The sequence below is a fragment of the Streptomyces sp. NPDC001781 genome (assembly GCF_053596035.1).
In genome coordinates this window covers 18768-41227 of record NZ_JBSFFI010000011.1, presented here as the reverse complement: position 1 = coordinate 41227, position 22460 = coordinate 18768, and the positions used below count along the sequence as shown (strand labels likewise).

General features: G+C 71.6%; 21 protein-coding genes. 12 read left to right on the top strand and 9 right to left on the bottom strand.

All coding sequences use genetic code 11. The features are described from left to right. Window positions 1–59: 59 nt before the first annotated feature. On the bottom strand, window positions 60–3905 hold the full coding sequence (gene scy, locus ACWCV3_RS12995) for a polarized growth protein Scy (protein ID WP_451222456.1): 3846 nt from the start codon (window positions 3903–3905) through the stop codon (window positions 60–62). A gap of 207 nt (window positions 3906–4112) precedes the next feature. Continuing rightward, complete coding sequence (gene mce / locus ACWCV3_RS12990; protein ID WP_451222454.1) at window positions 4113–4553, bottom strand: methylmalonyl-CoA epimerase; 441 nt, start codon at window positions 4551–4553, stop codon at window positions 4113–4115. 149 nt (window positions 4554–4702) lie between these two features. On the opposite strand from mce, the gene ACWCV3_RS12985 reads away from it, so the two are divergent. Then, window positions 4703–5902: an acetyl-CoA C-acetyltransferase gene (locus tag ACWCV3_RS12985; protein ID WP_451222453.1), complete on the top strand. Its 1200-nt coding sequence runs from the start codon at window positions 4703–4705 to the stop codon at window positions 5900–5902. A gap of 52 nt (window positions 5903–5954) precedes the next feature. Continuing rightward, window positions 5955–6911: a methylmalonyl Co-A mutase-associated GTPase MeaB gene (gene meaB, locus ACWCV3_RS12980; protein WP_451222451.1), complete on the top strand. Its 957-nt coding sequence runs from the start codon at window positions 5955–5957 to the stop codon at window positions 6909–6911. Between the two features lie 190 nt (window positions 6912–7101). Here meaB and ACWCV3_RS12975 read toward each other — a convergent pair whose 3' ends face one another. The 4 genes from ACWCV3_RS12975 to ACWCV3_RS12960 all read right to left on the bottom strand — a co-directional run bounded on the left by ACWCV3_RS12975 (window position 7102) and on the right by ACWCV3_RS12960 (window position 9758). After that, window positions 7102–7578 carry a MarR family winged helix-turn-helix transcriptional regulator gene (locus ACWCV3_RS12975; protein ID WP_451222449.1) on the bottom strand — a complete coding sequence of 159 codons (477 nt, stop codon included), beginning with the start codon at window positions 7576–7578 and terminating at the stop codon, window positions 7102–7104. 92 nt (window positions 7579–7670) lie between these two features. After that, a complete protein-coding gene (locus ACWCV3_RS12970) occupies window positions 7671–8477 on the bottom strand; it encodes an AIM24 family protein (RefSeq protein ID WP_451222447.1) in 807 nt (268 codons plus the stop codon). Continuing rightward, window positions 8474–9124, bottom strand: a complete 651-nt coding sequence (locus ACWCV3_RS12965; RefSeq protein WP_451222445.1) for an AIM24 family protein — start codon at window positions 9122–9124, stop codon at window positions 8474–8476. The genes ACWCV3_RS12970 and ACWCV3_RS12965 overlap by 4 nt, the downstream gene beginning before the upstream one ends. A 1-nt stretch (window position 9125) precedes the next feature. Next, window positions 9126–9758: an AIM24 family protein gene (locus tag ACWCV3_RS12960; protein ID WP_031181249.1), complete on the bottom strand. Its 633-nt coding sequence runs from the start codon at window positions 9756–9758 to the stop codon at window positions 9126–9128. A 199-nt stretch (window positions 9759–9957) separates the two neighbouring features. On the opposite strand from ACWCV3_RS12960, the gene ACWCV3_RS12955 reads away from it, so the two are divergent. After that, the gene (locus tag ACWCV3_RS12955; protein ID WP_451222443.1) at window positions 9958–10302 is read left to right on the top strand and encodes a DUF3817 domain-containing protein; all 345 of its coding nucleotides are present in this window, start codon (window positions 9958–9960) and stop codon (window positions 10300–10302) included. Then, window positions 10299–10592, top strand: a complete 294-nt coding sequence (locus ACWCV3_RS12950) for an MTH1187 family thiamine-binding protein (protein ID WP_451222441.1) — start codon at window positions 10299–10301, stop codon at window positions 10590–10592. Before ACWCV3_RS12955 ends, ACWCV3_RS12950 begins: the two co-directional genes overlap by 4 nt. 101 nt (window positions 10593–10693) lie before the next feature. On the opposite strand, the gene ACWCV3_RS12945 is transcribed toward ACWCV3_RS12950, so the two are convergent. After that, entirely contained in the window at window positions 10694–11671 is a 978-nt protein-coding gene (locus ACWCV3_RS12945; protein WP_451222439.1) for a DUF5937 family protein, read from the bottom strand. A 74-nt stretch (window positions 11672–11745) separates the two neighbouring features. On the opposite strand from ACWCV3_RS12945, the gene ACWCV3_RS12940 reads away from it, so the two are divergent. From ACWCV3_RS12940 to ACWCV3_RS12925, 4 genes are all read left to right on the top strand, one after another. Further along, entirely contained in the window at window positions 11746–12984 is a 1239-nt protein-coding gene (locus tag ACWCV3_RS12940; protein ID WP_451222437.1) for an MFS transporter, read from the top strand. 11 nt (window positions 12985–12995) lie between these two features. Continuing rightward, a complete protein-coding gene (locus ACWCV3_RS12935) occupies window positions 12996–13505 on the top strand; it encodes a MarR family winged helix-turn-helix transcriptional regulator (RefSeq protein ID WP_451222435.1) in 510 nt (169 codons plus the stop codon). A 68-nt stretch (window positions 13506–13573) separates the two neighbouring features. Next, window positions 13574–13912 (top strand): DUF3817 domain-containing protein, encoded by a 339-nt coding sequence (locus ACWCV3_RS12930; RefSeq protein ID WP_451222433.1) that lies wholly within the window; start codon window positions 13574–13576, stop codon window positions 13910–13912. 74 nt (window positions 13913–13986) lie between these two features. Further along, a complete protein-coding gene (locus ACWCV3_RS12925; protein WP_451222431.1) occupies window positions 13987–15687 on the top strand; it encodes an acyl-CoA mutase large subunit family protein in 1701 nt (566 codons plus the stop codon). A gap of 6 nt (window positions 15688–15693) precedes the next feature. Here the strand turns inward: ACWCV3_RS12925 and ACWCV3_RS12920 are convergent, their stop codons facing one another. After that, window positions 15694–16344 carry a TetR/AcrR family transcriptional regulator gene (locus ACWCV3_RS12920; protein WP_451222429.1) on the bottom strand — a complete coding sequence of 217 codons (651 nt, stop codon included), beginning with the start codon at window positions 16342–16344 and terminating at the stop codon, window positions 15694–15696. Between the two features lie 223 nt (window positions 16345–16567). Here ACWCV3_RS12920 and ACWCV3_RS12915 point away from each other — a divergent pair, with 223 nt between their 5' ends. From ACWCV3_RS12915 to ACWCV3_RS12900, 4 genes are all read left to right on the top strand, one after another. Continuing rightward, the gene (locus ACWCV3_RS12915; RefSeq protein ID WP_451222427.1) at window positions 16568–17536 is read left to right on the top strand and encodes a tetratricopeptide repeat protein; all 969 of its coding nucleotides are present in this window, start codon (window positions 16568–16570) and stop codon (window positions 17534–17536) included. 613 nt (window positions 17537–18149) lie between these two features. Next, window positions 18150–18791 (top strand): DUF6230 family protein, encoded by a 642-nt coding sequence (locus ACWCV3_RS12910; RefSeq protein WP_451222426.1) that lies wholly within the window; start codon window positions 18150–18152, stop codon window positions 18789–18791. Between the two features lie 205 nt (window positions 18792–18996). Then, entirely contained in the window at window positions 18997–19548 is a 552-nt protein-coding gene (locus ACWCV3_RS12905) for a DUF6114 domain-containing protein (protein WP_451222424.1), read from the top strand. Continuing rightward, on the top strand, window positions 19538–20869 hold the full coding sequence (locus tag ACWCV3_RS12900) for a hypothetical protein (RefSeq protein WP_451222422.1): 1332 nt from the start codon (window positions 19538–19540) through the stop codon (window positions 20867–20869). The genes ACWCV3_RS12905 and ACWCV3_RS12900 overlap by 11 nt, the downstream gene beginning before the upstream one ends. 91 nt (window positions 20870–20960) lie before the next feature. Here the strand turns inward: ACWCV3_RS12900 and pyk are convergent, their stop codons facing one another. Then, window positions 20961–22391, bottom strand: a complete 1431-nt coding sequence (gene pyk / locus ACWCV3_RS12895; RefSeq protein ID WP_451222420.1) for a pyruvate kinase — start codon at window positions 22389–22391, stop codon at window positions 20961–20963. Window positions 22392–22460: the final 69 nt, after the last annotated feature.

The following is a 22460-nucleotide window of genomic DNA, read 5'->3' as shown; positions in this document are numbered from 1 at the left end:
TCTGGAGAATGACACCTCTTTCGGGTGGCTGACCCCCCGAGAACTTGCCATGCCCGGTCCTAACCGTCGGAGTTCTTGCCACCCGACCGGGGCGGCCCCACCGTCGCGCCCGCCTTGACACCGCCGTCCTTGCCCGCCGGGCTCTCGAACGACTCCAGCGCCTCCAGCACGTCCTGGACGCGCGAGATCTCGGTGTTGATGTCCTCGCGGCGGCGCACCAGGATCTCCAGCTCCCGCTTGCCCTCGTCGACCGTGCGCCGCGCCTCGCGGATCGCCTCGGCCTTCAGGTCCTCGGCCTCCTTGACGAGCCTGGTCTTCTTCTGCTCGGCCTCCTTGAGCAGACCCTCCGCCTTCTTCACTGCGGCGATCCGCACCTTGCCCGCCTCGGAGTTGGCCTCCGACACCAGCTCCTTGGCCTTCGCCTGCGCCTTGGCGAGCTGCTCCTCGGCCGCCGTGATCAGCGCGTCGCAGCGGTCGCCCGTCGACTTCATCGTCTCGGCCGCCTCCCGGCGGGCCCGCTCGTGCAGCTCCTCGATCTCCGAGGTGACCCGCTCGCGCAGCTCCTCGGCCCGCTCCCGGATCGCGGTCGCGTCCCGGCGCGCCCCGACCAGCAGCTCGTCGGCGTCCGTACGGGCCTTCTCCACACGGGAGTTGCCCTGCACCGTCGCCTCGGACACGATCCGCTCCGCCTCGGCCCGGGCCGCGCCCACCATCGAGTCGGCCTGGCCCTCGGCGTCCGTGGTGGCCTGCTGCGCCTGCTGCCGCGCCTCCGCGAGCAGCTTGTCCGCCTCGGCCGCCGTCTCCGAGATCAGGGTGTCGACCTGCTCGGCCGCCTCCGAGCGCCGCTTGTTGGCCTCGCCGCGGGCCTCGTCCAGCGTCCGTTCGGCCTCCTCGCGCGCGGAGTTGGCCAGCCGCTCGGCCTCCGTCTCCGCCTCGGCCCGGAGCCGCTCGGCCTCGGCGCGCATCCGCTCCGCCTGCCGCTGCGCCGTACCGACCGTCTCCGCCGCCTCGGCGCGCAGCCGCTCGGCGTCGCCGGTCGCGTCCGCGATCAACTGCTCGGCGCCCGCGACCGCTTCGGCGCGGACCCGCTCCGCCTCCGCGGCCGTCTCGTGCTGGAGCCGCTCCGCCTCGGAACTCGCCTCGGTGATGAGGGTGTCGGCCTGCGTCGCCGCGTCCGACCGGATGCGGTTGGCGTCCTCGCGGGCGTCCGCCCGGGTCCGGGACGCGGCCTGGTCGGCCTCCGCCAGCTTGTCCGAAGCCTCGGTACGCACCCGCTGCGCGTACTCGGCGGCCTCCGAGCGCAGCCGCTCCGACTCCTCGGCCGCCTCGGCGACCGTGTGCTCCGCGAGCGCCCTGGCCGCCTCGGACTCCTCGTTGGCCTCCCTGCGCAGCCGCGTCGCGTCCTCGCTCGCCCGCTCCCGCTCCGCGTAGGCGTCGGTGCGGACCCGGTCCGCCTCCTCCTCGGCCTCGCGCCGGGTGCGGTCCGCCGCGTGCTCGGCGGCCGAACGCAGCCCGGCGATCTCCTCCTGCGCCTGCTCGTGCAGTCCGCTGACGGAGTCCCGAACCTGCGCCGCGTGGGTCTCGGCGGCGGACACCATCTCGGTGGCCCGGCGGTCCGCCTCCTGAACCAGCCGGGTCGCCTCGGCCTGCGCCTCCTCCACGCGCGTACGTGCCGCGGCCAGCAGCTCCTCGCTCCGCTCACGAGCCCGCTCGCGCTCCTGGTCCGCCTCCTCACGTGCGGCACCGAGCAGCTCCTCGGCCTCGCGGCGGCGCCGGGCGGCCTCCTCCTGGGCTGCGGCCAGCGTCTCCGACGCCTCCGTTCCCAGCCGTTCGGCGGCGGCCTGCGCCTCCGCGCGGACCCGGTCCGCGGTCTCCTGCGCCTCGGCCTTGAGCCGCTCGGCCTCGGCCGCGGCCTCCGACCGCAGCCGCACGGCGACCGACTCGCCCTCGGCGCGCGAGGCGGACGCGTCCGCGGCGGCCTCGTCGCGCAGCCGCTCGGCCTCCGTCGCGGCCTGCTCCTGGAGCGCACGGATGCGCTCGGCGGCCTCCGACCGCAGCCGCTCGGCCTCCTCACCGGCCTCGCGCCGGACCCGGGACGCCTCCTCGCGGGCCTCGGCCAGCGCCTGCTCAGCCGACTCGAGCCGCTCCTGCGCCTCGGTCTGCAGCCGGGTCAGCTCACCGGCGGCCTCCTCGCGGCGCGCCTCGGCGGCCTTCTCGGCCTCCTCGCGCAGCTCGCGCGCGGCCTTCTCGGCCTCCGCCCCGACCGTCTCGGCCCGCTCCTCGGCCTCGGCCTTGAGCCGCTCGGCCTCCTTGCGGGTGCGCTCCAGCGTCTCCTCGGCCTGCCGGCGCAGCGCGGTGGCGCGCTCGATGGCCTCGGTGCGTACCTTCTCGCTGTCGGTGGTGGCGGTCTTGCGCAGCTCGTCCGCGTCCGCCTTGGCCTTGCCGAGGAGCTCTTCGGCGGACTTGGCCGCCTCCTCGATCTGGGTGACCGCCTCCCGGCGGGCCTCGGCGCGGATGGAGTCGCCCTCGGCGACCGCGTCGGCGCGGAGCTGCTCGGCCTCGCCGCGCAGGCGCCGGGCCTCCTCCTGCAGCTCGACCGTCTTGGCCCGGTACTCCTTGGTGTCGTCCTTCGCCGTGCCCTTGAGCTCCTCGGCGATGTCGTGCGCCTCGGCACGCAGCCGGTCCGCCTCCGCCTCGGCCTCCGAGCGGATGCGCTCGGCCTCCTCGGTGGCCGCCTTGGTGGTCCTGCGGGCGTCCTCCGATGCCTTGTTCAGGACCTCCTCGGCCGTCCGGGCCGCCTTGGAGAGCTGACTCGCGGTCTCCTCGGCGGTGGCGCTGCGGGCCTTCTCCCCGGCCTCGGTGAGGATCTTCTCCGCCTCGGCACGGGCGTCCGCGACGATCTGCTCGGCGTCCGCCTTGGTGGACTCGGCCTCCTTGGTGGCCTCGCTGACCAGCCGGGCGACCTGCTCCTTGGCGGTACGCGTCCGGGTCTCGTTGGCGGCCTCGGCGCTTGAGAGCGCCTTGGCGGCGGCCTCCTTCGCCTCGGTGACCAGCTTCTCCGCCTCGGAGCGGGCGCTGCGCAGCGCCCGCTCGGCCTCCGCCATTCGCTCCTCGGCGGTACGGCTCAGCTCGGCCGCCTGCCGGCGCGCGGCGTCCGACTCGCTGGCGGTTGAGGTGCGGAGCTGCTCGGCGTGGTCGGTCGCCTCCTGCGCCTGCGAGGAGGCGGCGTTCAGCAGCCGCTCGGCGTCGGTTCGGGCCCGGCGCAGGATCTGCTCGGCCTCGGTACGGGCCGCCTCCGCGTCGGTGCGCAGCCGCTCGCGGGCCTCGTGGGTCAGCCGCTCGGCCTCGGCGCGGGCGGCGGCCATGGCCTGCTCGGCCTCGGCGCGCGACTCGTCCAGCAGCCGGCGGGCCTGCTGCTCGGTGCGGGCGCGGAGCTGCTCGGCCCAGGCCACGTTCTCGTTGACGTGGGACTCGACGGTCTGCCGGCGTTCGGCCAGCTCCTGGTCGAGCTGCTGGCGGCGGGTGACCGCCTCCTGGTGCAGCTCCGCCTGGAGCCGGGCGGAGTGCTCGGCGTGCTCCTGGAGGATGCGCTGGGTCTGCGCGCGGGCCTGGCTCAGCTCGCGCTCGGCGTCCTGCCGCAACTGGTCGGCCTGCACCTGGGCGTTGCGGAGCATCTGCTCGGCCTGGTAACCGATGTCACCGCCGTCGTAGGCGGGACGGGTCATCAGGGTGCGGCGCGCCTCGTGCAGCTTGGCGCGCAGCACCTCGACCTGGTAGCCGAGGTCCTCGGCGTGCTGGATCGCCTTTTCCCGCTCGGTCTTCAGCCGCTTCATCTCGGCCTCGAACCGAGAGAGGTGGTCGACGTCAGCCGCCGGCTCTCGCTCCTGGCTCTCGTAGCCCCGCACTGCGCGGTCCCATCCGTCCCCTGGTGAATTTCTCCGACGAGCACCGTCCATCCGCCGGACGGGGCCCTCCGGGGAATGGTGTCAGATCAACGGCGGAGCACGGGCTGCTGCCCCGACGCTCGTCCCCCGAAACCCGGACCCCGGCATCGGTCGTCACCGCGTTCGGGGACGACCGCCCCCAACCCTACCGGCCCTTATGTACGGGAGTCAGTGCTCAGGTGACTCAACTGCCGCCGATGTGACCAGTTCTGTCAGGACTCCGTGGCAATCCTTGGGGTGCAGGAAGGTGATCCGGGACCCCATGGAACCGACCCGGGGCTCGTCGTACAGGACGCGTACGCCCTTGCCGCGGATGTCGGCGGCGTCCGCGTCCACGTCCGCGGTGCCGAAGGCGATGTGGTGGACCCCCTCGCCGTTCTTGGCCAGCCACTTGCCGACCGCGGAGTCCTCCCGCGTCGGCTCCAGCAGCTGGAGGTAGGAGGCGCCGCCGTCCGAGGTCTCGTTGATCTTGAGCATGGCCTCCCGGACGCCCTGCTCCTCGTTCACCTCGGTGTGGAACACCTCGAAGCCGTAGGTCGTCCGGTAGAACTCGACGGTGGTGTCGAGGTCGTGGCAGGCGATCCCGATGTGGTCGATTCGCGTCAGCATGGTTTCAGTGCAGCGCCTGGGCGGTGGTTACGCAACGTGCGCGCGATCACACCGCGATGGCGATGACGGGCTCCGGTAGCGGTCAGTACATTCGAAGTAAACCCTCGTTCACTCCTCGGCTGTGCAGGCCGGTAAGGGGATCGCAGCTCATGTCTTCTGGAAAGACCACCTCTGTGATCGTCGCGGGCGCGCGGACGCCCATGGGACGGTTGCTCGGTTCGCTGAAGTCCTTCTCGGGGGCCGACCTCGGCGGATTCGCCATCAAGGCGGCCCTCGACCGCGCCGGGATCAGCGGCGACCAGGTCCAGTACGTGATCATGGGCCAGGTGCTCCAGGCGGGTGCCGGCCAGATCCCGGCCCGCCAGGCGGCGGTCAAGGCCGGCATCCCGATGAACGTGCCGGCGCTCACCGTCAACAAGGTCTGCCTGTCCGGTCTCGACGCGATCGCGCTGGCCGACCAGCTCATCCGTGCGGGTGAGTTCGACATCGTGGTCGCGGGCGGCCAGGAGTCGATGACCAACGCCCCGCACCTGCTGCCGAAGTCCCGCGAGGGCTTCAAGTACGGCGCGGTCGAGATGCTGGACTCGATGGCCCACGACGGGCTGACCGACTCCTTCGAGAACATCGCCATGGGCGAGTCCACGGAGAAGCACAACACCCGCCTCGGCATCGGCCGGGCCGCGCAGGACGAGATCGCCGCGCTGTCCCACCAGCGGGCCGCCGCCGCGCAGAAGAACGGCCTGTTCGAGGCCGAGATCACCCCGGTGGAGATCCCGCAGCGCAAGGGCGACCCGGTGCTGTTCAGCAAGGACGAGGGCATCCGCGGGGACACCACCGCCGAGTCGCTCGGCCGGCTCCGGCCCGCCTTCACCAAGGACGGCACCATCACCGCCGGATCCTCCTCGCAGATCTCCGACGGCGCGGCCGCGGTGGTCGTGATGAGCAAGGCGAAGGCGGAGGAGCTGGGCCTCCAGTGGCTGGCGGAGATCGGGGCGCACGGCAACGTCGCCGGTCCCGACAACTCCCTCCAGTCGCAGCCGTCCAACGCCATCAAGCACGCGCTCGGCAAGGAGGGGCTCCAGGTCGCCGACCTGGACCTCGTCGAGATCAACGAGGCGTTCGCGGCGGTCGCCGTGCAGTCGATGGACGACCTCGGTGTGTCCACGGACAAGGTGAACGTCAACGGCGGTGCCATCGCGCTGGGCCACCCGATCGGCATGTCCGGCGCCCGGCTGGTGCTTCACCTGGCGCTGGAGCTCAAGCGCCGGGGCGGCGGGGTCGGCGCGGCGGCGCTGTGCGGTGGCGGCGGTCAGGGTGACGCGCTGATCGTGCGGGTACCCAAGGGCTGAGCTGTTCCTTTTCCGGCGGTGAGTGAGCGATGCGAGTGAACGGAGCTGTGTGATGCGGGACGTCTCCTCTCTGGTGGCCGAGGCCAGGGAAGGCCGGCCCCGGGCCGTGGCCCGGCTGATCTCCCTGGTCGAGGGGGCGTCCCCGCAGCTGCGGGAGGTGATGGCGGCGCTGGCCCCGCTGACCGGCAACGCCTACGTCGTCGGTCTCACCGGCTCGCCCGGCGTCGGCAAGTCCACCTCCACCTCCGCGCTGGTCACCGCCTACCGGAAGCAGGGCAAGCGGGTCGGCGTGCTCGCCGTCGACCCCTCCTCGCCGTTCTCCGGGGGCGCGCTGCTCGGGGACCGGGTCCGGATGTCCGACCACGCCTCCGACCCCGGCGTCTACATCCGTTCCATGGCCACCCGCGGTCACCTGGGCGGTCTCGCCTGGGCCGCACCGCAGGCGATCCGGGTGCTGGACGCGGCCGGCTGCGACGTGATCCTGGTCGAGACGGTCGGCGTCGGCCAGTCCGAGGTGGAGATCGCCTCGCAGGCCGACACCAGCGTGGTCCTGCTCGCGCCCGGCATGGGTGACGGCATCCAGGCGGCCAAGGCCGGAATCCTGGAGATCGGCGACGTCTACGTCGTCAACAAGGCCGACCGCGACGGCGCCGACGCCACCGCCCGCGAGCTGAACCACATGCTCGGCCTCGGCGAGGCCCGCGGCCCCGGCGACTGGCGCCCCCCGATCGTCAAGACGGTCGCGGCCCGCGCCGAGGGCATCGACGAGGTGGTGGAGGCCCTGGAGAAGCACCGCGCCTGGATGGAGGAACACGCCGTCCTCGCCGAACGCCGCCGCGCCCGGGCGGCCCGCGAGGTGGAGACCATCGCGGTCACCACCCTGCGGGAACGCATCGGCGACCTCCACGGCGACCGCCGTCTCTCCGCCCTCGCGGACCGCATCGTCACGGGCGACCTGGACCCGTACCGGGCGGCGGACGAACTGGTCCAGGGCCTCACCCGGAGCTGACGCCGGCTGCCGGGGCCTCTCGTGGCGCTGCCCGGCACCCGGACGGCAGAACGCCCCGCCCTCCCTCGCACCGGTGCGGTGTGTCGGGTGGGCGGGGCGTGGCCTCCGCGGTGGTCGAGGCCCGGGCCCGGCGTGCGCCCGGCGCGGGGTCGCCGTTCGGCGGGCGCGGTACGGACCCGTGCAGCCGGAGCTACGGGCGGCCGCGCTGGTCCCTGAGGTGTTCCGCGATGGGCTTCAGGGACTTGTCGAGGTCCTGGAGGGCGTCGGGGGAGAGGAGGTCGATGAAGTTGCGGCGGACGGAGGCCACGTGGTGCGGGGCCACCTTCCGCATCGTCTCCAGCCCGTGCTCGGTCAGGACGGCGAAGAGGCCGCGCCGGTCCGACTCGCAATTCTCCCGGCGGACCAGGTCCGCGTTCTCCATACGCGTGATCTGATGCGACAGGCGGCTCTTGGACTGCATGGTCGCACCCGCCAGGTCGCTCATCCGCATCCGCACGTCCTCCGACTCGGACAGATTGACGAGGATCTCGTAGTCGTTCATCGTCAGGCCGAACGGCTGCAGATCCTTCTCTAGCTGGTACGTCAACAGCCTGTTGACCTCCAGGTGGGTGCGCCAGGCGCACTGCTCCGCATCGGTCAGCCAGTGCGTGGCCGTCTCGGTCTCCATGAATGAAGTCTACCTAAGAAGTTGAATGGCGAACTACTGTGGGTGATGTGACTGTGCGCATGCGTTCGACGTCACACTCCGCAGACTACCGCTCACAGCCCGAAGCGACGCTGGAGGTCTCCCAGCTGTCCGGGAAGGCGCGGTACCCCGGAAGCCCCCGTTCCGGGCCCCAGCGGCCCTGCCGCGCCCCCTCCGGGTACCCCCGCCTCGGACGGAACGGCGCCCGTGGGCCGCTCGGCCATCAGCGTCTCGCTGGACTGGATCAGCACCGTCCCCGCGCCGGTGAACTCGAACTGGTGCTCCTCCCCGGAAGCCCCGCCGATCCCGGTCATCGCACGTAGACCGCCCATCACACCGGTGAGATAGGAGTGGTCGTAGTGATGGCAGGGGGAGGGGCAGTCGGCCCAGCCGACCAGTGCCTGCGGGTCCACCCGGATCGGCGGCTCCATGAAGACCACCGGCCCGTTGGAAGCGGCGACGAACTTTCCGGTTCCGATGAGCGTCAGAAAGCCCGGCACGATCGACTGTTTGAGTGCCAAGCTTGGCTGAAAAGCTATCAAGTTGCCCGCGCGAACGGTCAGGTTTCCCTCATCCAGGTCGTACGAATTCACATCGAAGGCCCGGTCCGCGAGCAGCATCTTGCCCGAGCCCTCCGCCACCACCCAGTCGCTCGCGTGCATTGGCGAATGGAAGGAAGTCCGTACCAGCCGGTCCAGCCGGCCGTGCCCGATGCCGTTGAAGTCGATCGCCCCGTAGTAGGCGATCATCTTCCCCTTCTGCAGGAACCACTGGCTGCCCTTGAGCTCCACGCAGAAGGTGTACGGGTTCACGTTGTCGTCGGCGGGGAGCGTCGCCGGGTCGAGGACGACCGGCCCGCCCGCGCTCGCGTAACCGCTCACAGCTTCTCCTCCGACGCCTGGACGTACACCGTGCCGTGACCGCTCAGCTCCAGCTGGAACGCCTCGCCCGAGCCGCGCCCCACCATGTCGCGCCAGCCGAGCGCGGTGGACAGCCTGTTGCGCACCTCGCCGTGATGGGCGACGTACGCCTGGGGGTCCACGTGGACCGGGCGCTGCGGGGTGATCGGCAGCTCGAAGATCCCGCCGTGCGCCATCACCGCGACCGCGCCGTGGCCCTGGAGGGTCGTGGTGAACAGCCCCTGCCCGGTCGCCTGGCCGCGCACCAGCCCCATCACCCCGCCCTGCGAGCCGAGGAACATCGTGCCCTGCCGCAGCGACCCCTCGAAGGCGAGCAGCCGGTCCGCCTCCACGTACAGGGTGTCGCCGGTGAGGGCGATGACGTGCACGTGATGGCCGCCGTGCCCGAACAGGACCGTGCCGCTGCCCTCGACCGTCATCAGCGGAGCCGCCTCTCCGGCGACCCGGCGCCCGAGCATCGACATCACCCCGCCCTGCCCGCTCTGCATGTTCGGGGTGAAGGACACCTCGCCGGTGTACGCGAGCATCGCCCCGCGCTGACTGAACAGCCGCTGTCCCGGCGCCAGCCGGGCCTCGACCATCTTGGAGTTGATCTCCCGGAAGCTCATGTCACAGGTCCCCCGCGATCGTGTTCCGCTCACTGGGCTGCACATAGACCAGCCCGTCGCCCTCGAAGCGGATCTGGAACGCCTCCCCACCGCCCTCGCCCATCAGGGTGCGGAAGGTGACGCCGGACTGGAAGGACTGCCGTACGTTCCCCTGGTGCGCGATGTAGGCGCCCGGATCGACGGTCAGCGGGTACTGCGGGCTGACCCGGAGCACCACCGCCGGACCGTCGGACAGGATCGCGGCCTGCCCGGTGCCCTCCACGGTCGTGGTGAACAGCCCGTTGCCCTGCGAGGCGCCGCGCAGCCCGGTGAAGGTGGTGCCGGTGCGCAGCCCCGCGTCGGTCGCCAGCAGGTTGCTGGACTCCACGTACAGCGTGTCGCCGCGCAGGGCGACGAGATTGATCTCGGACGCCCGGTCCGCGAACCAGCAGGTCCCCTGTCCTCTCACCTCCATCACCGTCATCTGCTCGCCGGTGAGCCGCCGCGTCACCATCCCGCGCAGCCCCTCACCGCCGCCGCTCAGCTTCTTGAAGGCCATCTGCCCGTCGTACGCGACCATCGAGCCGTTCTTCGCCTTCACGGCGTCCCCGGTCACGTCGACGGCGAGGACCTTGCTTCCCTGCAGTCGGAACATCGCCACACCGCGAAAGTAGCGGGCGGCCGGGTGGAGAGAACAGGCCCCCCGGGTGGAGAACGACCCTGAGCACACCCCTAGGGGCGCCGTTTGCCACAATGGGAGAACGCTTGTGCTTCCGTTCACAAAGCGGATCATGAGCCGGCCCCTCCACCGGCCGGACCCCGCCCCGCAGCAAACGCTCCCCCGAAGGTGACCAGTGGACCTCAAGACCGCATCCGCCCTCCGCCGCCTCCGCCTGATCTCGGCGCCGGAGGCCGTGTCCTTCCTCGTCCTGCTGCTGTGCTCGGTACTGAAGCGGACCACGGACTTCAACGCGGTCCCCGTGATGGGCGCGATCCACGGCGTGCTCTTCGTCCTGTACGTGGTCTTCTGGCTGGACGCCTGGAACCGGACCAGGTGGGGCTTCGGCACCGCCGCCTTCTACTTCGTCCTCTCGGTGCTGCCCACCGGCGGCTTCTTCGCCGAGCGCAAGCTGCGCCGGGAGTCCGAGAGCGCCGTCATCGCGGCCCGCGCCCGCCAGGAAGGAACCGTGAACGCATGATCGTCGCCTTCTCCGTGACACCCCTCGGTGTCGGCGAGGACGTGGGGGAGTACGTCGCCGACGCGGTCCGCGTGGTCCGCGAGTCCGGGCTGCCCAACCGCACCGACGCCATGTTCACCTCGCTCGAGGGCGAGTGGGACGAGGTCATGGACGTCGTCCGGCGCGCCGTCGCCGCCGTCGAGGCCCGCGCGCCCCGCGTCTCCCTGGTCCTCAAGGCCGACATCCGCCCCGGTGTCACCGACGGCCTCACCTCCAAGGTCGAGACCGTGGAACGGCACCTGGGAGCCTGACGCCACCGCGCGCGCCCCGGTCCCGTCCGGACCGGGGCGTTCGCATGTCCGGCGGTGGGCACCCGCGGCACCCCGCCCGGCGCCGGCCCGCCCGCCTCCCGTCAGCCCCCGGACGCCAGCGCCATCCCCAGCGGCGTCCGCTCGTACAGCACCTGGTGCCCGTACCGGCGGGCCGTCAGCAGGCCGCTCCCGCGCAGGACCGACAGGTGGGAGGAGACCGAGGACGCGGCGAGTCCGAGGCGGTGGGCCAGGGCCGTGGTGGACGCCGGGTCGTCCAGCGCCGCGAGCACGGCCGCACGGTTGCGGCCCAGCAGCCGCACCAGCGCCTCCGGGGTCCGGGCGCCCGGCTCCGCCCACAGGCCGCCGACACCGCGCGCCGGATAGACGAGGGCCGGCTGCCACGGCGGGTCGAACCCGGTGATCACGTCCGGCCAGCAGAACACGCTCGGCATCAGCACCAGGCCCCGCCCGTCCAGCCGGCGCTCGTACACCCCGCCCGGCAGGGTCAGCGTGCGGCCGTCCCAGCTCAGCCGGGCGTCCAGCTCGGGCAGCAGGGTGCCGAGACCGACCTCGGCGAGCCGGCGCGAGTGGAAGGCGACGTCCGCCTCCAGCAGCGCCCGCAGCCGGGGCCACTCCGGTTCCACCAGGACCCGCCAGGCCGCATCCAGGGCGTCCGCCAGCTCCCGCACCATCCGCACCGGATCCGCCAGCCAGGCGCGTCCACGCTCGGAGGCCGACGCGCCCGGGGTGCAGGCCAGCGAACGGGCGGTGTCCTCGCGGGCCGCCTCCGGATCGGCCGCCCGGACCGCCGCGATCTCCTCCTCGAAGGTGGCCGCAGGGCCGATCGGCGGCGGCCCGAGCCAGTCCGGCGAGTGGCCCCGGCGGGGCATCAGCAGCCACAGCGGAGCGAGATCCAGGCCGGCCGCGGCCTTGCGGATGCGGCGCAGCCACGGCGCGTGGTAGCCCTGCCGGTCCGGACGGCGCAGCGTGCGCACCGCGTCATGGGTCTCCCACAGCGGGGAGACCGCGAACCGGCAGTTCAGGAAGTCGTCCTCACAGAAGTGCAGGTGCGAGGCCACGGCTGCTCCCCCTGACATTCGGCCGGAGCCGAAACTCTACGCCGCGCGGCTCCGCCCCCGTCAGGCTGCCCGGCATGTCCGCACCGCCCACGGCCCCGGTGGCTCCCCGTACCGGCTACCGCCACGTCCTCGCCGTCCCCGAGTTCCGCGCCCTCTTCGCCGCGCACGTGCTGTCCCTGCTAGGGACGGTCGTCAGCGAGATCGCGCTGTCCGTCCTCGTCTACGACCTCACCGCCTCGCCCCTGATGAGCGCGCTCGCCTTCGCCGTCGGCTTCCTGCCCTACGCCCTCGGTGGCATCCTGCTCGCCCCGGTCGCCGACCGGTTCCCGGCCCGGCGGGTGCTGGTGGCGTGCGACCTGGTGTGCGCCGCGTGCGTGGCGGTGATGGTGGTGCCGGGGACGGGGGTCGCGGTGCTGCTGGCGCTGCGCTGCGCGGTCGCCGTCGTCTCGCCGGTGTTCTCCGGCACCCGGATGGCGACCCTGGCGGACGTGCTCGGCGACGGTGACGCCTTCGTGCTGGGGCGGTCCCTGATCCGGATCGTCTCGCAGAGCGCGCTGCTCGCCGGGTACGGGACCGGCGGGCTGCTGCTGACCGCCGTCAGCCCCCGGCACGCGCTGCTGATCACGGTCGCCACCTTTCTCGCCTCGGCCGCGCTGCTGCGCTTCGGCACCCGGCGCCGCCCGGCGCGGCGGCGGGACCGCGAGCGGGGCGGCGGGACCCGCGCGCTGCTGGCCGACCGGCGGGTACGCGTGCTCCTGCTCGTCTTCTGGGTGCCCGCGATGTTCTTCGTCTTCCCCGAGGCGCTCGCCGCCCCCTACTCCGACACCCTCGGCGCGGGCCCGACCGGGCTCGGGCTGCTGATGTGCGCGCTGCCGGCCGGCACGGTCGCCGGGGAACTGTTCGCGGGGGCGCGGCTCGGGACGGCGGCGCGGGAGCGGATCGTGTTGCCGCTGCTCTGCCTCGCGGTGGTGCCGTACCTCGGCTACGCCCTCGCTCCCGGACTCTGGCCGTCGCTGCTGCTCCTGGTGCCGGCCGGGGCCTGTTCGGCGTACACCCTCGGGCTCGACCAGTGGTTCGTGCGCGCGGTGCCGGAGGAACTGCGGGGGCGGGCGATGACGCTGCTGAGCGCCGGGCTGATGACGATCCAGGGGGTCGGCATGGCGCTGGCGGGGGTGGTGGCCGAGGCCGTGGGGGTGCGGTCGGCGGTCGTGGCGGCGGGGGTCGTGGGTACGGCCTGCTGCGTGGCGCTCGCCGCGGGGTGCCGGGTGACCGAAAGCCGAGACGGGGCTGCCCACGATATGACCGGCCGGTAGGGTCTGATGACGTGCCCAAGCCTCTCAGTCTCCCCTTCGACCCCATCGCCCGTGCCGACGAGCTCTGGAAGCAGCGCTGGGGAAGCGTGCCCTCGATGGCCGCGATCACCTCGATCATGCGGGCGCAGCAGATCCTGCTGGCCGAGGTCGACGCCGTGGTGAAGCCGTACGGGCTGACCTTCGCGCGCTACGAGGCGCTGGTGCTGCTCACCTTCTCCAAGGAGGGGGAGCTGCCCATGTCCAAGATCGGCGAACGGCTGATGGTCCATCCCACCTCCGTCACCAACACGGTCGACCGCCTGGTCAGGACCGGCCTGGTCGCCAGGCGCCCCAACCCCAAGGACGGCCGCGGCACCCTCGCCGTGATCACCGGCAAGGGCCGCGAGGTCGTCGACGCCGCGACCCGGGACCTCATGGCCATGGACTTCGGCCTCGGCGCCTACGACGCGGAGAGCTGCGGCGACATCTTCACCCTGCTGCGGCCGCTGCGCGTGGCGGCGGGGGATTTCGAGGACGCCTGACCTGGGGGAGGCTTCCGGGGGCCACCCTGGGGCAAGATCTCCCGGAACGCGTGGTTACGCTCGTACCCATGAAGAAGAGCGTGCTGACCCGCTACCGGGTGATGGCCTACGTCACCGGTGTGCTGCTGGTCCTGCTGACCCTGGGCGTGATCGCCAAGTACCTGCTCCACCTGGACGGCGCCGGCGACTTCACGCGGATCATCGGCATCGCCCACGGCTGGCTGTACGTGGTCTACCTGGTCTTCGCCTTCGACCTGGGCTCCAAGGCGAAGTGGCCGGTCGGCAAGCAGCTCTGGGTACTGATCGCGGGCACCATCCCGACCGCGGCCTTCTTCGTGGAGCGGAAGGTCAGCCGCGAGCTGGAGGCCAAGGTCGCGCAGCCGTCCCCGGCGGCCGTCAAGGCGTAACCGGAACCGCCGTACGCATCCGTACGGCGGTTTCCCATCGACATTTACTAGGACGTCCAAGTAAATTCGGGGGTATGGACGCTCACGCGATCGAAGAAGGCCGCCGGCGGTGGCAGGACCGGTATGACCGCGCGCGGAAGCGCGACGCGGATTTCAGCACGTTGTCGGGGGACGCGGTCGAGCCGGTGTACGGGCCGCGGAGCGGTGACGTGTACGAGGGGTTCGAGCGGATCGGGTGGCCGGGGGAGTACCCGTTCACGCGAGGGCTGCACGCCACCGGGTACCGGGGGCGGACCTGGACCATCCGCCAGTTCGCCGGGTTCGGGAACGCGGAGCAGACCAACGAGCGGTACAAGATGATCCTCGCGGCGGGCGGCGGCGGCCTGTCCGTGGCGTTCGACATGCCGACCCTGATGGGCCGCGACTCCGACGACCCGCGCGCGCTGGGCGAGGTCGGGCACTGCGGGGTGGCCATCGACTCGGCCGCCGACATGGAGGTCCTCTTCGGGGACATCCCGCTCGGCGACGTCACCACCTCGATGACGATCAGCGGCCCCGCCGTCCCCGTCTTCTGCATGTACCTGGTCGCCGCCGAGCGCCAGGGCGTCGACCCGGCGGTGCTGAACGGCACGCTCCAGACCGACATCTTCAAGGAGTACATCGCCCAGAAGGAGTGGCTCTTCCAGCCCGAGCCGCACCTGCGCCTCATCGGCGACCTGATGGAGCACTGCGCGGCCGGCATCCCCGCGTACAAGCCGCTCTCCGTCTCCGGCTACCACATCCGCGAGGCCGGGTCCACGGCCGCGCAGGAGCTGGCGTACACCCTCGCCGACGGCTTCGGGTACGTCGAGCTGGGCCTGTCCCGCGGCCTCGACGTGGACGTCTTCGCACCCGGCCTCAGCTTCTTCTTCGACGCCCACGTGGACTTCTTCGAGGAGATCGCCAAGTTCCGCGCCGCCCGCCGTATCTGGGCCCGCTGGATGCGGGACGTGTACGGGGCGAAGACCGACAAGGCGCAGTGGCTCCGCTTCCACACCCAGACCGCCGGGGTCTCGCTGACCGCGCAGCAGCCGTACAACAACGTCGTCCGCACCGCCGTGGAGGCGCTCGCGGCCGTGCTCGGCGGCACCAACTCGCTGCACACCAACGCTCTGGACGAGACCCTCGCCCTGCCCAGCGAGCAGGCCGCGGAGATCGCGCTGCGCACGCAGCAGGTGCTGATGGAGGAGACCGGCGTCGCCAACGTCGCGGACCCGCTCGGCGGCTCCTGGTACATCGAGCAGCTCACCGACCGCATCGAGGCGGACGCCGAGAAGATCTTCGAGCAGATCAGGGAGCGGGGCCTGCGGGCCCACCCCGACGGGCAGCACCCCATCGGCCCCATCACCTCCGGCATCCTGCGCGGCATCGAGGACGGCTGGTTCACCGGCGAGATCGCCGAGTCCGCGTTCCGCTACCAGCAGTCGCTGGAGAAGGGCGAGAAGCGGGTCGTCGGCGTCAACGTCGCCACCGGATCCGTCACCGGGGACCTGGAGATCCTCCGGGTCAGCCACGAGGTCGAGCGCGAGCAGGTCCGCGCCCTGGCCGACCGCAAGGCCGCCCGCGACGACACGGCCGTACGCAAGGCGCTCGACGCCATGCTGGCCGCCGCCCGCTCCGGCGCCAACATGATCGAGCCCATGCTGGAGGCGGTCCGCGCGGAGGCCACCCTCGGCGAGATCTGCGGGGTGCTCCGTGACGAGTGGGGGGTCTACACGGAGCCGGCGGGCTTCTAGACCCCGTCAACTCGCCACGTCCCCCGGCGGGGTGAGGTCCGGCGCCGGGGTGGTGAGGCCCAGGAGGAGGATGTGGGTGAAGCCGCGCGCCCACTCCTCGTCCGCCGGTTTGCCGCTGACCAGGGTGCGGTGCACCACCGCGCCCGCCGCCATGTCGAAGATGAGGTCGACCGTGCGCGCGGACTCCTCCGGGTCGGCCTCCGGCGGGAGTTCGCCCCGCTCCTGGGCCCGTGCCCGCCCGGCCAGCACCAGCCGCTTCTGCCGCTCCACGATCGAGGTGCGCACCCGCTCGCGCAGCGCGTCGTCCCGCGTGGACTCCGCGACCACGCCCATCAGTCCGCACTTGGTCTCCGGGCGGTCCAGGATCGCGGCGAACTGGAGCACCACGCCCTCGATGTCGGCCGCCAGCGAGCCCCGGTCGGGCAGCGCCAGCTCGTCGAACAGCTCCGCCACCGCGTCCACGACCAGCTCGTGCTTGCCCGACCAGCGGCGGTAGAGCGTCGTCTTCGCCACCCCGGCCCGCGCGGCCACGTCCGACAAGGTGAGCCCGGACCAGCCCAGTTCCACCAGTCCCTCCCGCGTCGCGGCCAGGATCGCGGCATCCGCGGTGGCGCTGCGCGGGCGCCCGGTACGGCTGGCGGGGGTGCGGCTCTGCATGAGGAGGACCCTAACCGGGCGCCTCGGCACGTCGTGAGGGAGATCACCGGAAACCGCTGTCGCGGAGCCTCTCACTGCTATTACGCTACGACTCGTAGCGAAAGCTCGTGACGGACGTACACGGGCGACGACCACAGGCGCGGGTGGGGACCCGGCGCCGGCCGCGATCGCCGACCACGATCGTGTTTTTCCTTCATGCGCCGCGACGGGGGAGGATGTACGCATGCAGCCACGGAACATGTCCATGAGCGGCGTCGTCGACCTCGCCGCGGTGAAGGCGGCCCAGGAGGCCAAGGCCAAGGCGGAGCAGGCGCGCGCCGAAGCCGCCCGGCACGGCGGTGCGGGCGCGGTGTCGCCGGCCGACCTCGTCATCGACGTCGATGAGGCGGGCTTCGAGCGCGAAGTCCTCCAGCGCTCCGCCGAAGTCCCGGTCGTCATCGACTTCTGGGCCGAATGGTGTCAGCCCTGCAAGCAGCTCAGCCCGGTGCTGGAGCGGCTGGCCGTCGAGTACGACGGGCGCTTCCTGCTCGCCAAGGTCGACGTCGACGCCAACCAGATGCTGATGCAGCAGTTCGGGGTCCAGGGGATTCCCGCCGTCTTCGCGGTCGTCGCGGGACAGGCGCTGCCCCTCTTCCAGGGCGCGGCCGACGAGCAGCAGATCCGGGACACCCTCGACCAGTTGGTCCAGGTCGCCGAGCAGCGCTTCGGCCTGACCGGTCTGACCGTCGACCCGGACGCCGCGCAGGGCGCCGCCCCCGCCGAGGCGCCGGAGGGGCCTTACGACGCCCTGCTGGCCGCCGCCGTGGCGGCGCTGGACGCGGGCGACCTCGGTGGTGCCGTCCAGGCGTACCGCAACGTGCTGAGCGACGACCCGGCCAACACCGAGGCCAAGCTCGGGCTCGCGCAGGCCGAGTTGCTCCAGCGGGTGCAGGGCATGGACCCGCAGGCGGTGCGCAGGGACGCGGCCGATAAGCCCGCCGACGCCGAGGCCCAGATCGCCGCCGCCGACCTGGATCTGGTGGGCGGTCACGTCGAGGACGCCTTCGGCCGGCTCACCGACACCGTGCGGCGTACCGCCGGTGACGACCGGGACGCGGTGCGCCGACGGCTGCTGGAGCTGTTCGAGGTCGTCGGAGCCGACGACCCGAGGGTGGTGGCCGCGCGCAGGGCCCTGGCGCGGGCACTGTTCTGACGCCGCGTCGGGGCGTGGTGCCGGGCTCGCCGGATGGCCGGTCCGGTGCGTGAGCGATCACGCTTTACCAAAACTTGGTAAACCGACCTCCTGTTACTCCGAGTAAGTCAAGGCCGTTGATCTGTCCGGCTTCGCCCGAGGATCAACGGCTTTGCTCTGCCCATTGATGGCACGGTCCGTCGCGCTCCGAGACCACTGGGTCGTTGTTCGGTTATCGCGCCGTTACTAGCCGGTAACGGCGCCCCTTGTGCGGGCGGCGAGAATGCACCACGATCGGCCACGCTCGGTCCATTTCCGCACCCCGGCAGCCGGCCGGGAAGCGGGAGACTCTGGGTCCCCACCGAGCAGAGCCGGCGGCAGTGGCGCCGGCTCTGGGGCAGGGGGGTCTTCGCCGTCCCGGTGAAGCCTGTCCCGAAGGTTGTGCGTGATGTGCGTCAGGCGCGACCAGTGGTTGTCGCTCGGGGGTGAACGCCGGTTGTTCGGGCGCGGATTCGTGCCGCCGAGCACGGGCGCTCCCCTTCCCGAGGACGTAGCACTTCTCCCATCCCTGCCCGGCCGAGCCGCCCGTTGGGCGATTCCGGGACAGGAGATGTACGTCCGAGAAGGAGGAATTATGGAGTCCCAGGTGCGTGGCGGGACCAGATGGAAGCGCTTCGCTGTGGTCATGGTGCCCAGCGTCGCTGCCGCAGCATGTGTGGGTGTGGGTCTCGCGCAGGGTGCCCTCGCGGCGTCCTTCAGCGTCTCCGGCCAGGAGTTCAAGGTCGGCGCCCAGCACCTCCACGGTGAGGGCTTCGCCCAGTACGGCGGTATCGACAGCGGTTACACGACCACCGAGGGCAAGGCCAAGACGGTCCGCCCGGTCGCGATCTCGTCGTTCGACAACGCCGAGATCACCAAGATGTGCCAGTCGGTCAAGACGGAGATCCCCCTCATAGGGAAGACGATCTACCTCCGTCTGGACGCCGGTCCGGATGCCGGCCACAAGGTCACGGCGAAGAACCTCTACATCGACGTCGCCCAGCTCGACGCCGACGCGGAGTTCAAGAACATCGACATCGGTGTCGCCGTCAAGGACAAGACCCGCGGTCCCGAGGTCAAGGACCAGTCCACCCTGCCGGGCGGCTTCGCCCAGCAGGCCGAGTCGGCGGACCTCTACGGTGTCAAGCAGACGGCGTGGGCGACCACGGCGGGCACCTTCAAGCTCAACGGCCTGAAGATGCGCCTCGGCACCGATCCGCAGATGGAGTGCTACTGACGGCTCCGGTCCCGGGGTCATCCCCGGTCGGCCGAGCCTGACGGGGAGGGGCGGGGGAGCGCGAGCTCTCCCGCCCGCCCCGGCCCTCCATCGATGTCCGGTGCCGCGCACCGGACATCCCCCACGCAGACTCAGACCTTCCGGCTTCTCCACGCATACGGCCTAGCCGGTATGAACTATCACCGGACCCAGGGAGCTGTTTTCCATGAGTGCCGAGACTCCGGTCCAGAGCGCCGGGACCTTCACCCGGCTGCGCCTGCGCTTCCGTGACTGGCGGGGCGTCCGGCCTTTCTGGGCGGGTCTGTTCACCTTGCTCGGCGGAGTGCCGATCGCCTACTTCCCCTACGCCACGCTCAAGCTGGGCACCATGGCGATCTCCATGTCGACAACCGCGGGCGCGGGTTCGCTCATCATCGGGATTCTCCTGTTCACCCTTGGCCTGACCATGTGGTTCCAGCAGGCGACCCGGATCTTCGCGGGTGTCGCGGCAATCCTGCTGGCGCTGGTCTCCCTGGTGGTCTCCAACATCGGTGGCTTCATCGTCGGCTTCGTGCTGGCGATGCTCGGCGGCGCGCTGTCGATCGCCTGGGCGCCGGCCAGGAACACGGCCGCGGAGCCCGCGGGCGTCCCGGCCGACAGCACCACGGAGTACGTACCAGCTCCGCACGCGGGTGACGAGTACGCCCCACTGCCCGAGGGCGCAGCCACGCAGAGCGCCCGGACCGACGACTCCAACGGGGGGTACCGTGTCGGCTGACGAGGCTCGCGGCCGGATCGCGGAGACGACGCCGGAGCAGGGGAGAACCGGTCCCCGCCACGCCGCGCAGCGCAAGCCGCTGCTGACCCGGCTGCACATGCCGGCCGGCAAGGCGATAGCCATGGCCGCCATGCCGACGGCCGTGCTGATGGGCATGGGGTTCACGCCCACGCTGGCCGTCGCACGGGACCAGCCGCCGAACGCGAAGCTGGCGGACGAGTACAAGGACTGCGTGGCCGCCCTCGGCGGCGACCTGGCCGACGACTCGGCCAGCCCCTCGCCGTCCGCCAGCGGGACCGGTGACGCCAAGGACGGCGCCGAGGACAAGGACTCCGCGAGGAGCGGCGGCGCCAAGGGCGAGGACACCAGGAGCGACAGCGGCAAGGCAGCGGGGAGTACCGCCCCCTCCTCGTCGGATTCAGGTTCCGACGACAAGGCTGAGCCCGCACCCGTGCCCGCCTCCTCCGCACCCGCTGCCGCGTCCTCCGCGGAGCCTTCCGCTGCCGCCGGGTCTCCCTCGGCGGGCGGGACGGGCGGCGTGGGAGGAGTGCTCGGCTCGCTCGGGGACACCATCGGCGACGTGCTGACCGGCGGCAAGCAGCCTCCGGCGCCGTCGGCGAGCCCTACGCCGTCCGCATCCGAACCCGCACCCTCGTCCTCGGCGTCCTCGGCGCCCTCCGCCACTGCGGCCGACAGGGAGAAGCCGGCCGCCGAGCCCGGTGCCAAGGCCACCGGCACTCCGGCCCCCAGCACCGACGAGGGCGGGGAGAAGGCATCGGAGAGCCCCGAGGCGTCCCCCTCCGCGTCCGCGACCCCCAGCCCCTCAGCCAGTGCCTCCGGCGGCGCGGAGGACTGCGAGAAGGCCACCGAAGCCGTCGGCGGTGTGGACAACAAGGTGCTGCTCCCGGACGACCCCTGGACCCTCAACGCCAGCTCGTTGCTGCTCAAGGGCGCCGACTACCAGGGTGTGGTCCAGGTGCGGACCGCGAGCGGCAAGTTCAAGAAGGTGCTGAAGTACGTCATCTCCGACGGCACCGACATCGGCGACCTGCACCAGACGGTGAAGGACAAGGCGTCCGGCAAGACGTACCACGTCCAGGCCGGCAAGGGCACGACGTCCACGATCCGCGACGGTGACACCACCATGTACACCGAGAGCATCTCGGGCAAGCTGTTCGGACTGATCCCGATCACCTTCAGCCCGGACAGCCCGCCGCCGCTGAACATCCCGCTCATCTACTTCACCGACGTCACCGTCAAGCAGGCCGGCCAGTTCGGCGGCACGCTGACCATCCCCAAGCTCCACCAGTTCGCCGACTGAAGCACCACCACGAGCCCGCCGGGAGCCGCACGACAGCGTGGCCCGGCCCCCCTCGCCGAGGGGGACCGGGCCACGGTGCTGTCCGGGTGGGTCAGTTGCGGTCGCCGCCGCCGACGTGGTGCACGCGGACCATGTTGGTGGTGCCGGGAACACCGGGGGGCGAACCCGCGGTGATGACTACCGTGTCGCCGACGTTGAACCGGTCCAGCTTGGCCAGCTCCTGGTCGACCATGTCGACCATCTCGTCCGTGGTGTTCACGAACGGCACCACGTGCGACTCCACGCCCCAGCTCAGCGTGAGCTGGTTGCGGGTGCCCTCGTCCGTGGTGAAGGCGAGGATCGGCTGGGCCGCGCGATAGCGGGAGAGCCGGCGGGCGGTGTCACCCGACTTGGTGAAGGCGATCAGGCCCTTGCCGCCCAGGAAGTCGGCGATCTCGGCCGCCGCGCGGGCGACCGAACCACCCTGCGTACGCGGCTTCTTGCCCGGCACCAGCGGCTGGAGGCCCTTGGAGAGCAGTTCCTCCTCCGCCGCCTTGACGATCTTCGACATCGTCTTGACGGTCTCCACCGGGTACGCACCCACGCTGGACTCGGCCGACAGCATGACCGCGTCCGCGCCGTCCAGGATCGCGTTGGCCACGTCGGACGCCTCGGCGCGGGTCGGCCGGGAGTTGGTGATCATCGACTCCATCATCTGGGTCGCCACGATCACCGGCTTGGCGTTGCGCCGGCACAGCTCGATCAGGCGCTTCTGCACCATCGGGACCTTCTCCAGCGGGTACTCGACGGCGAGGTCACCACGGGCGACCATCACACCGTCGAACGCCATCACGACGTCCGCCATGTTCTCGACCGCCTGCGGCTTCTCCACCTTGGCGATCACCGGGACCCGGCGGCCCTCCTCGTCCATCACCTTGTGGACGTCCTGCACGTCCGTGGCGTCCCGGACGAAGGACAGCGCGACCATGTCGCAGCCCATGCGCAGCGCGAAGCGCAGGTCCTCGACGTCCTTCTCGGACAGCGCGGGCACGTTGACGGCCGCGCCGGGCAGGTTGATGCCCTTGTGGTCGGAGACGACACCGCCCTCGATGACGATCGTCTTGACCTGCGGACCCTCGACGTCCACGACCTTGAGCTCGACGTTGCCGTCGTTGATCAGGACCTGGTCGCCGCGCGACACGTCACCCGGCAGGCCCTTGTAGGTCGTGCCGCAGATGTGCTTGTCGCCCGGCACGTCCTCGGTGGTGATGACGAACTCGTCACCGCGCTCCAGCTCCACCGGACCCTCGGCGAAGGTCTCCAGCCGGATCTTCGGGCCCTGGAGGTCGGCCAGGACGCCGATGGCGCGTCCCGTCTCCTCGGCGGCGGCCCGGACGCGGTCGTACCGCGCCTGGTGCTCGGCGTGGGTGCCGTGACTGAAGTTGAAACGGGCCACGTTCATCCCCGCCTCGATCATGGCGACGAGCTTGTCGTGGGAGTCGACCGCGGGGCCGAGAGTGCAGACGATTTTCGAACGGCGCATGAGGCGATCCTATCGGTTTGTTTCACTGCGGAATATTCCGGCCGGCGGAAGATACAGGCGATGCAAATG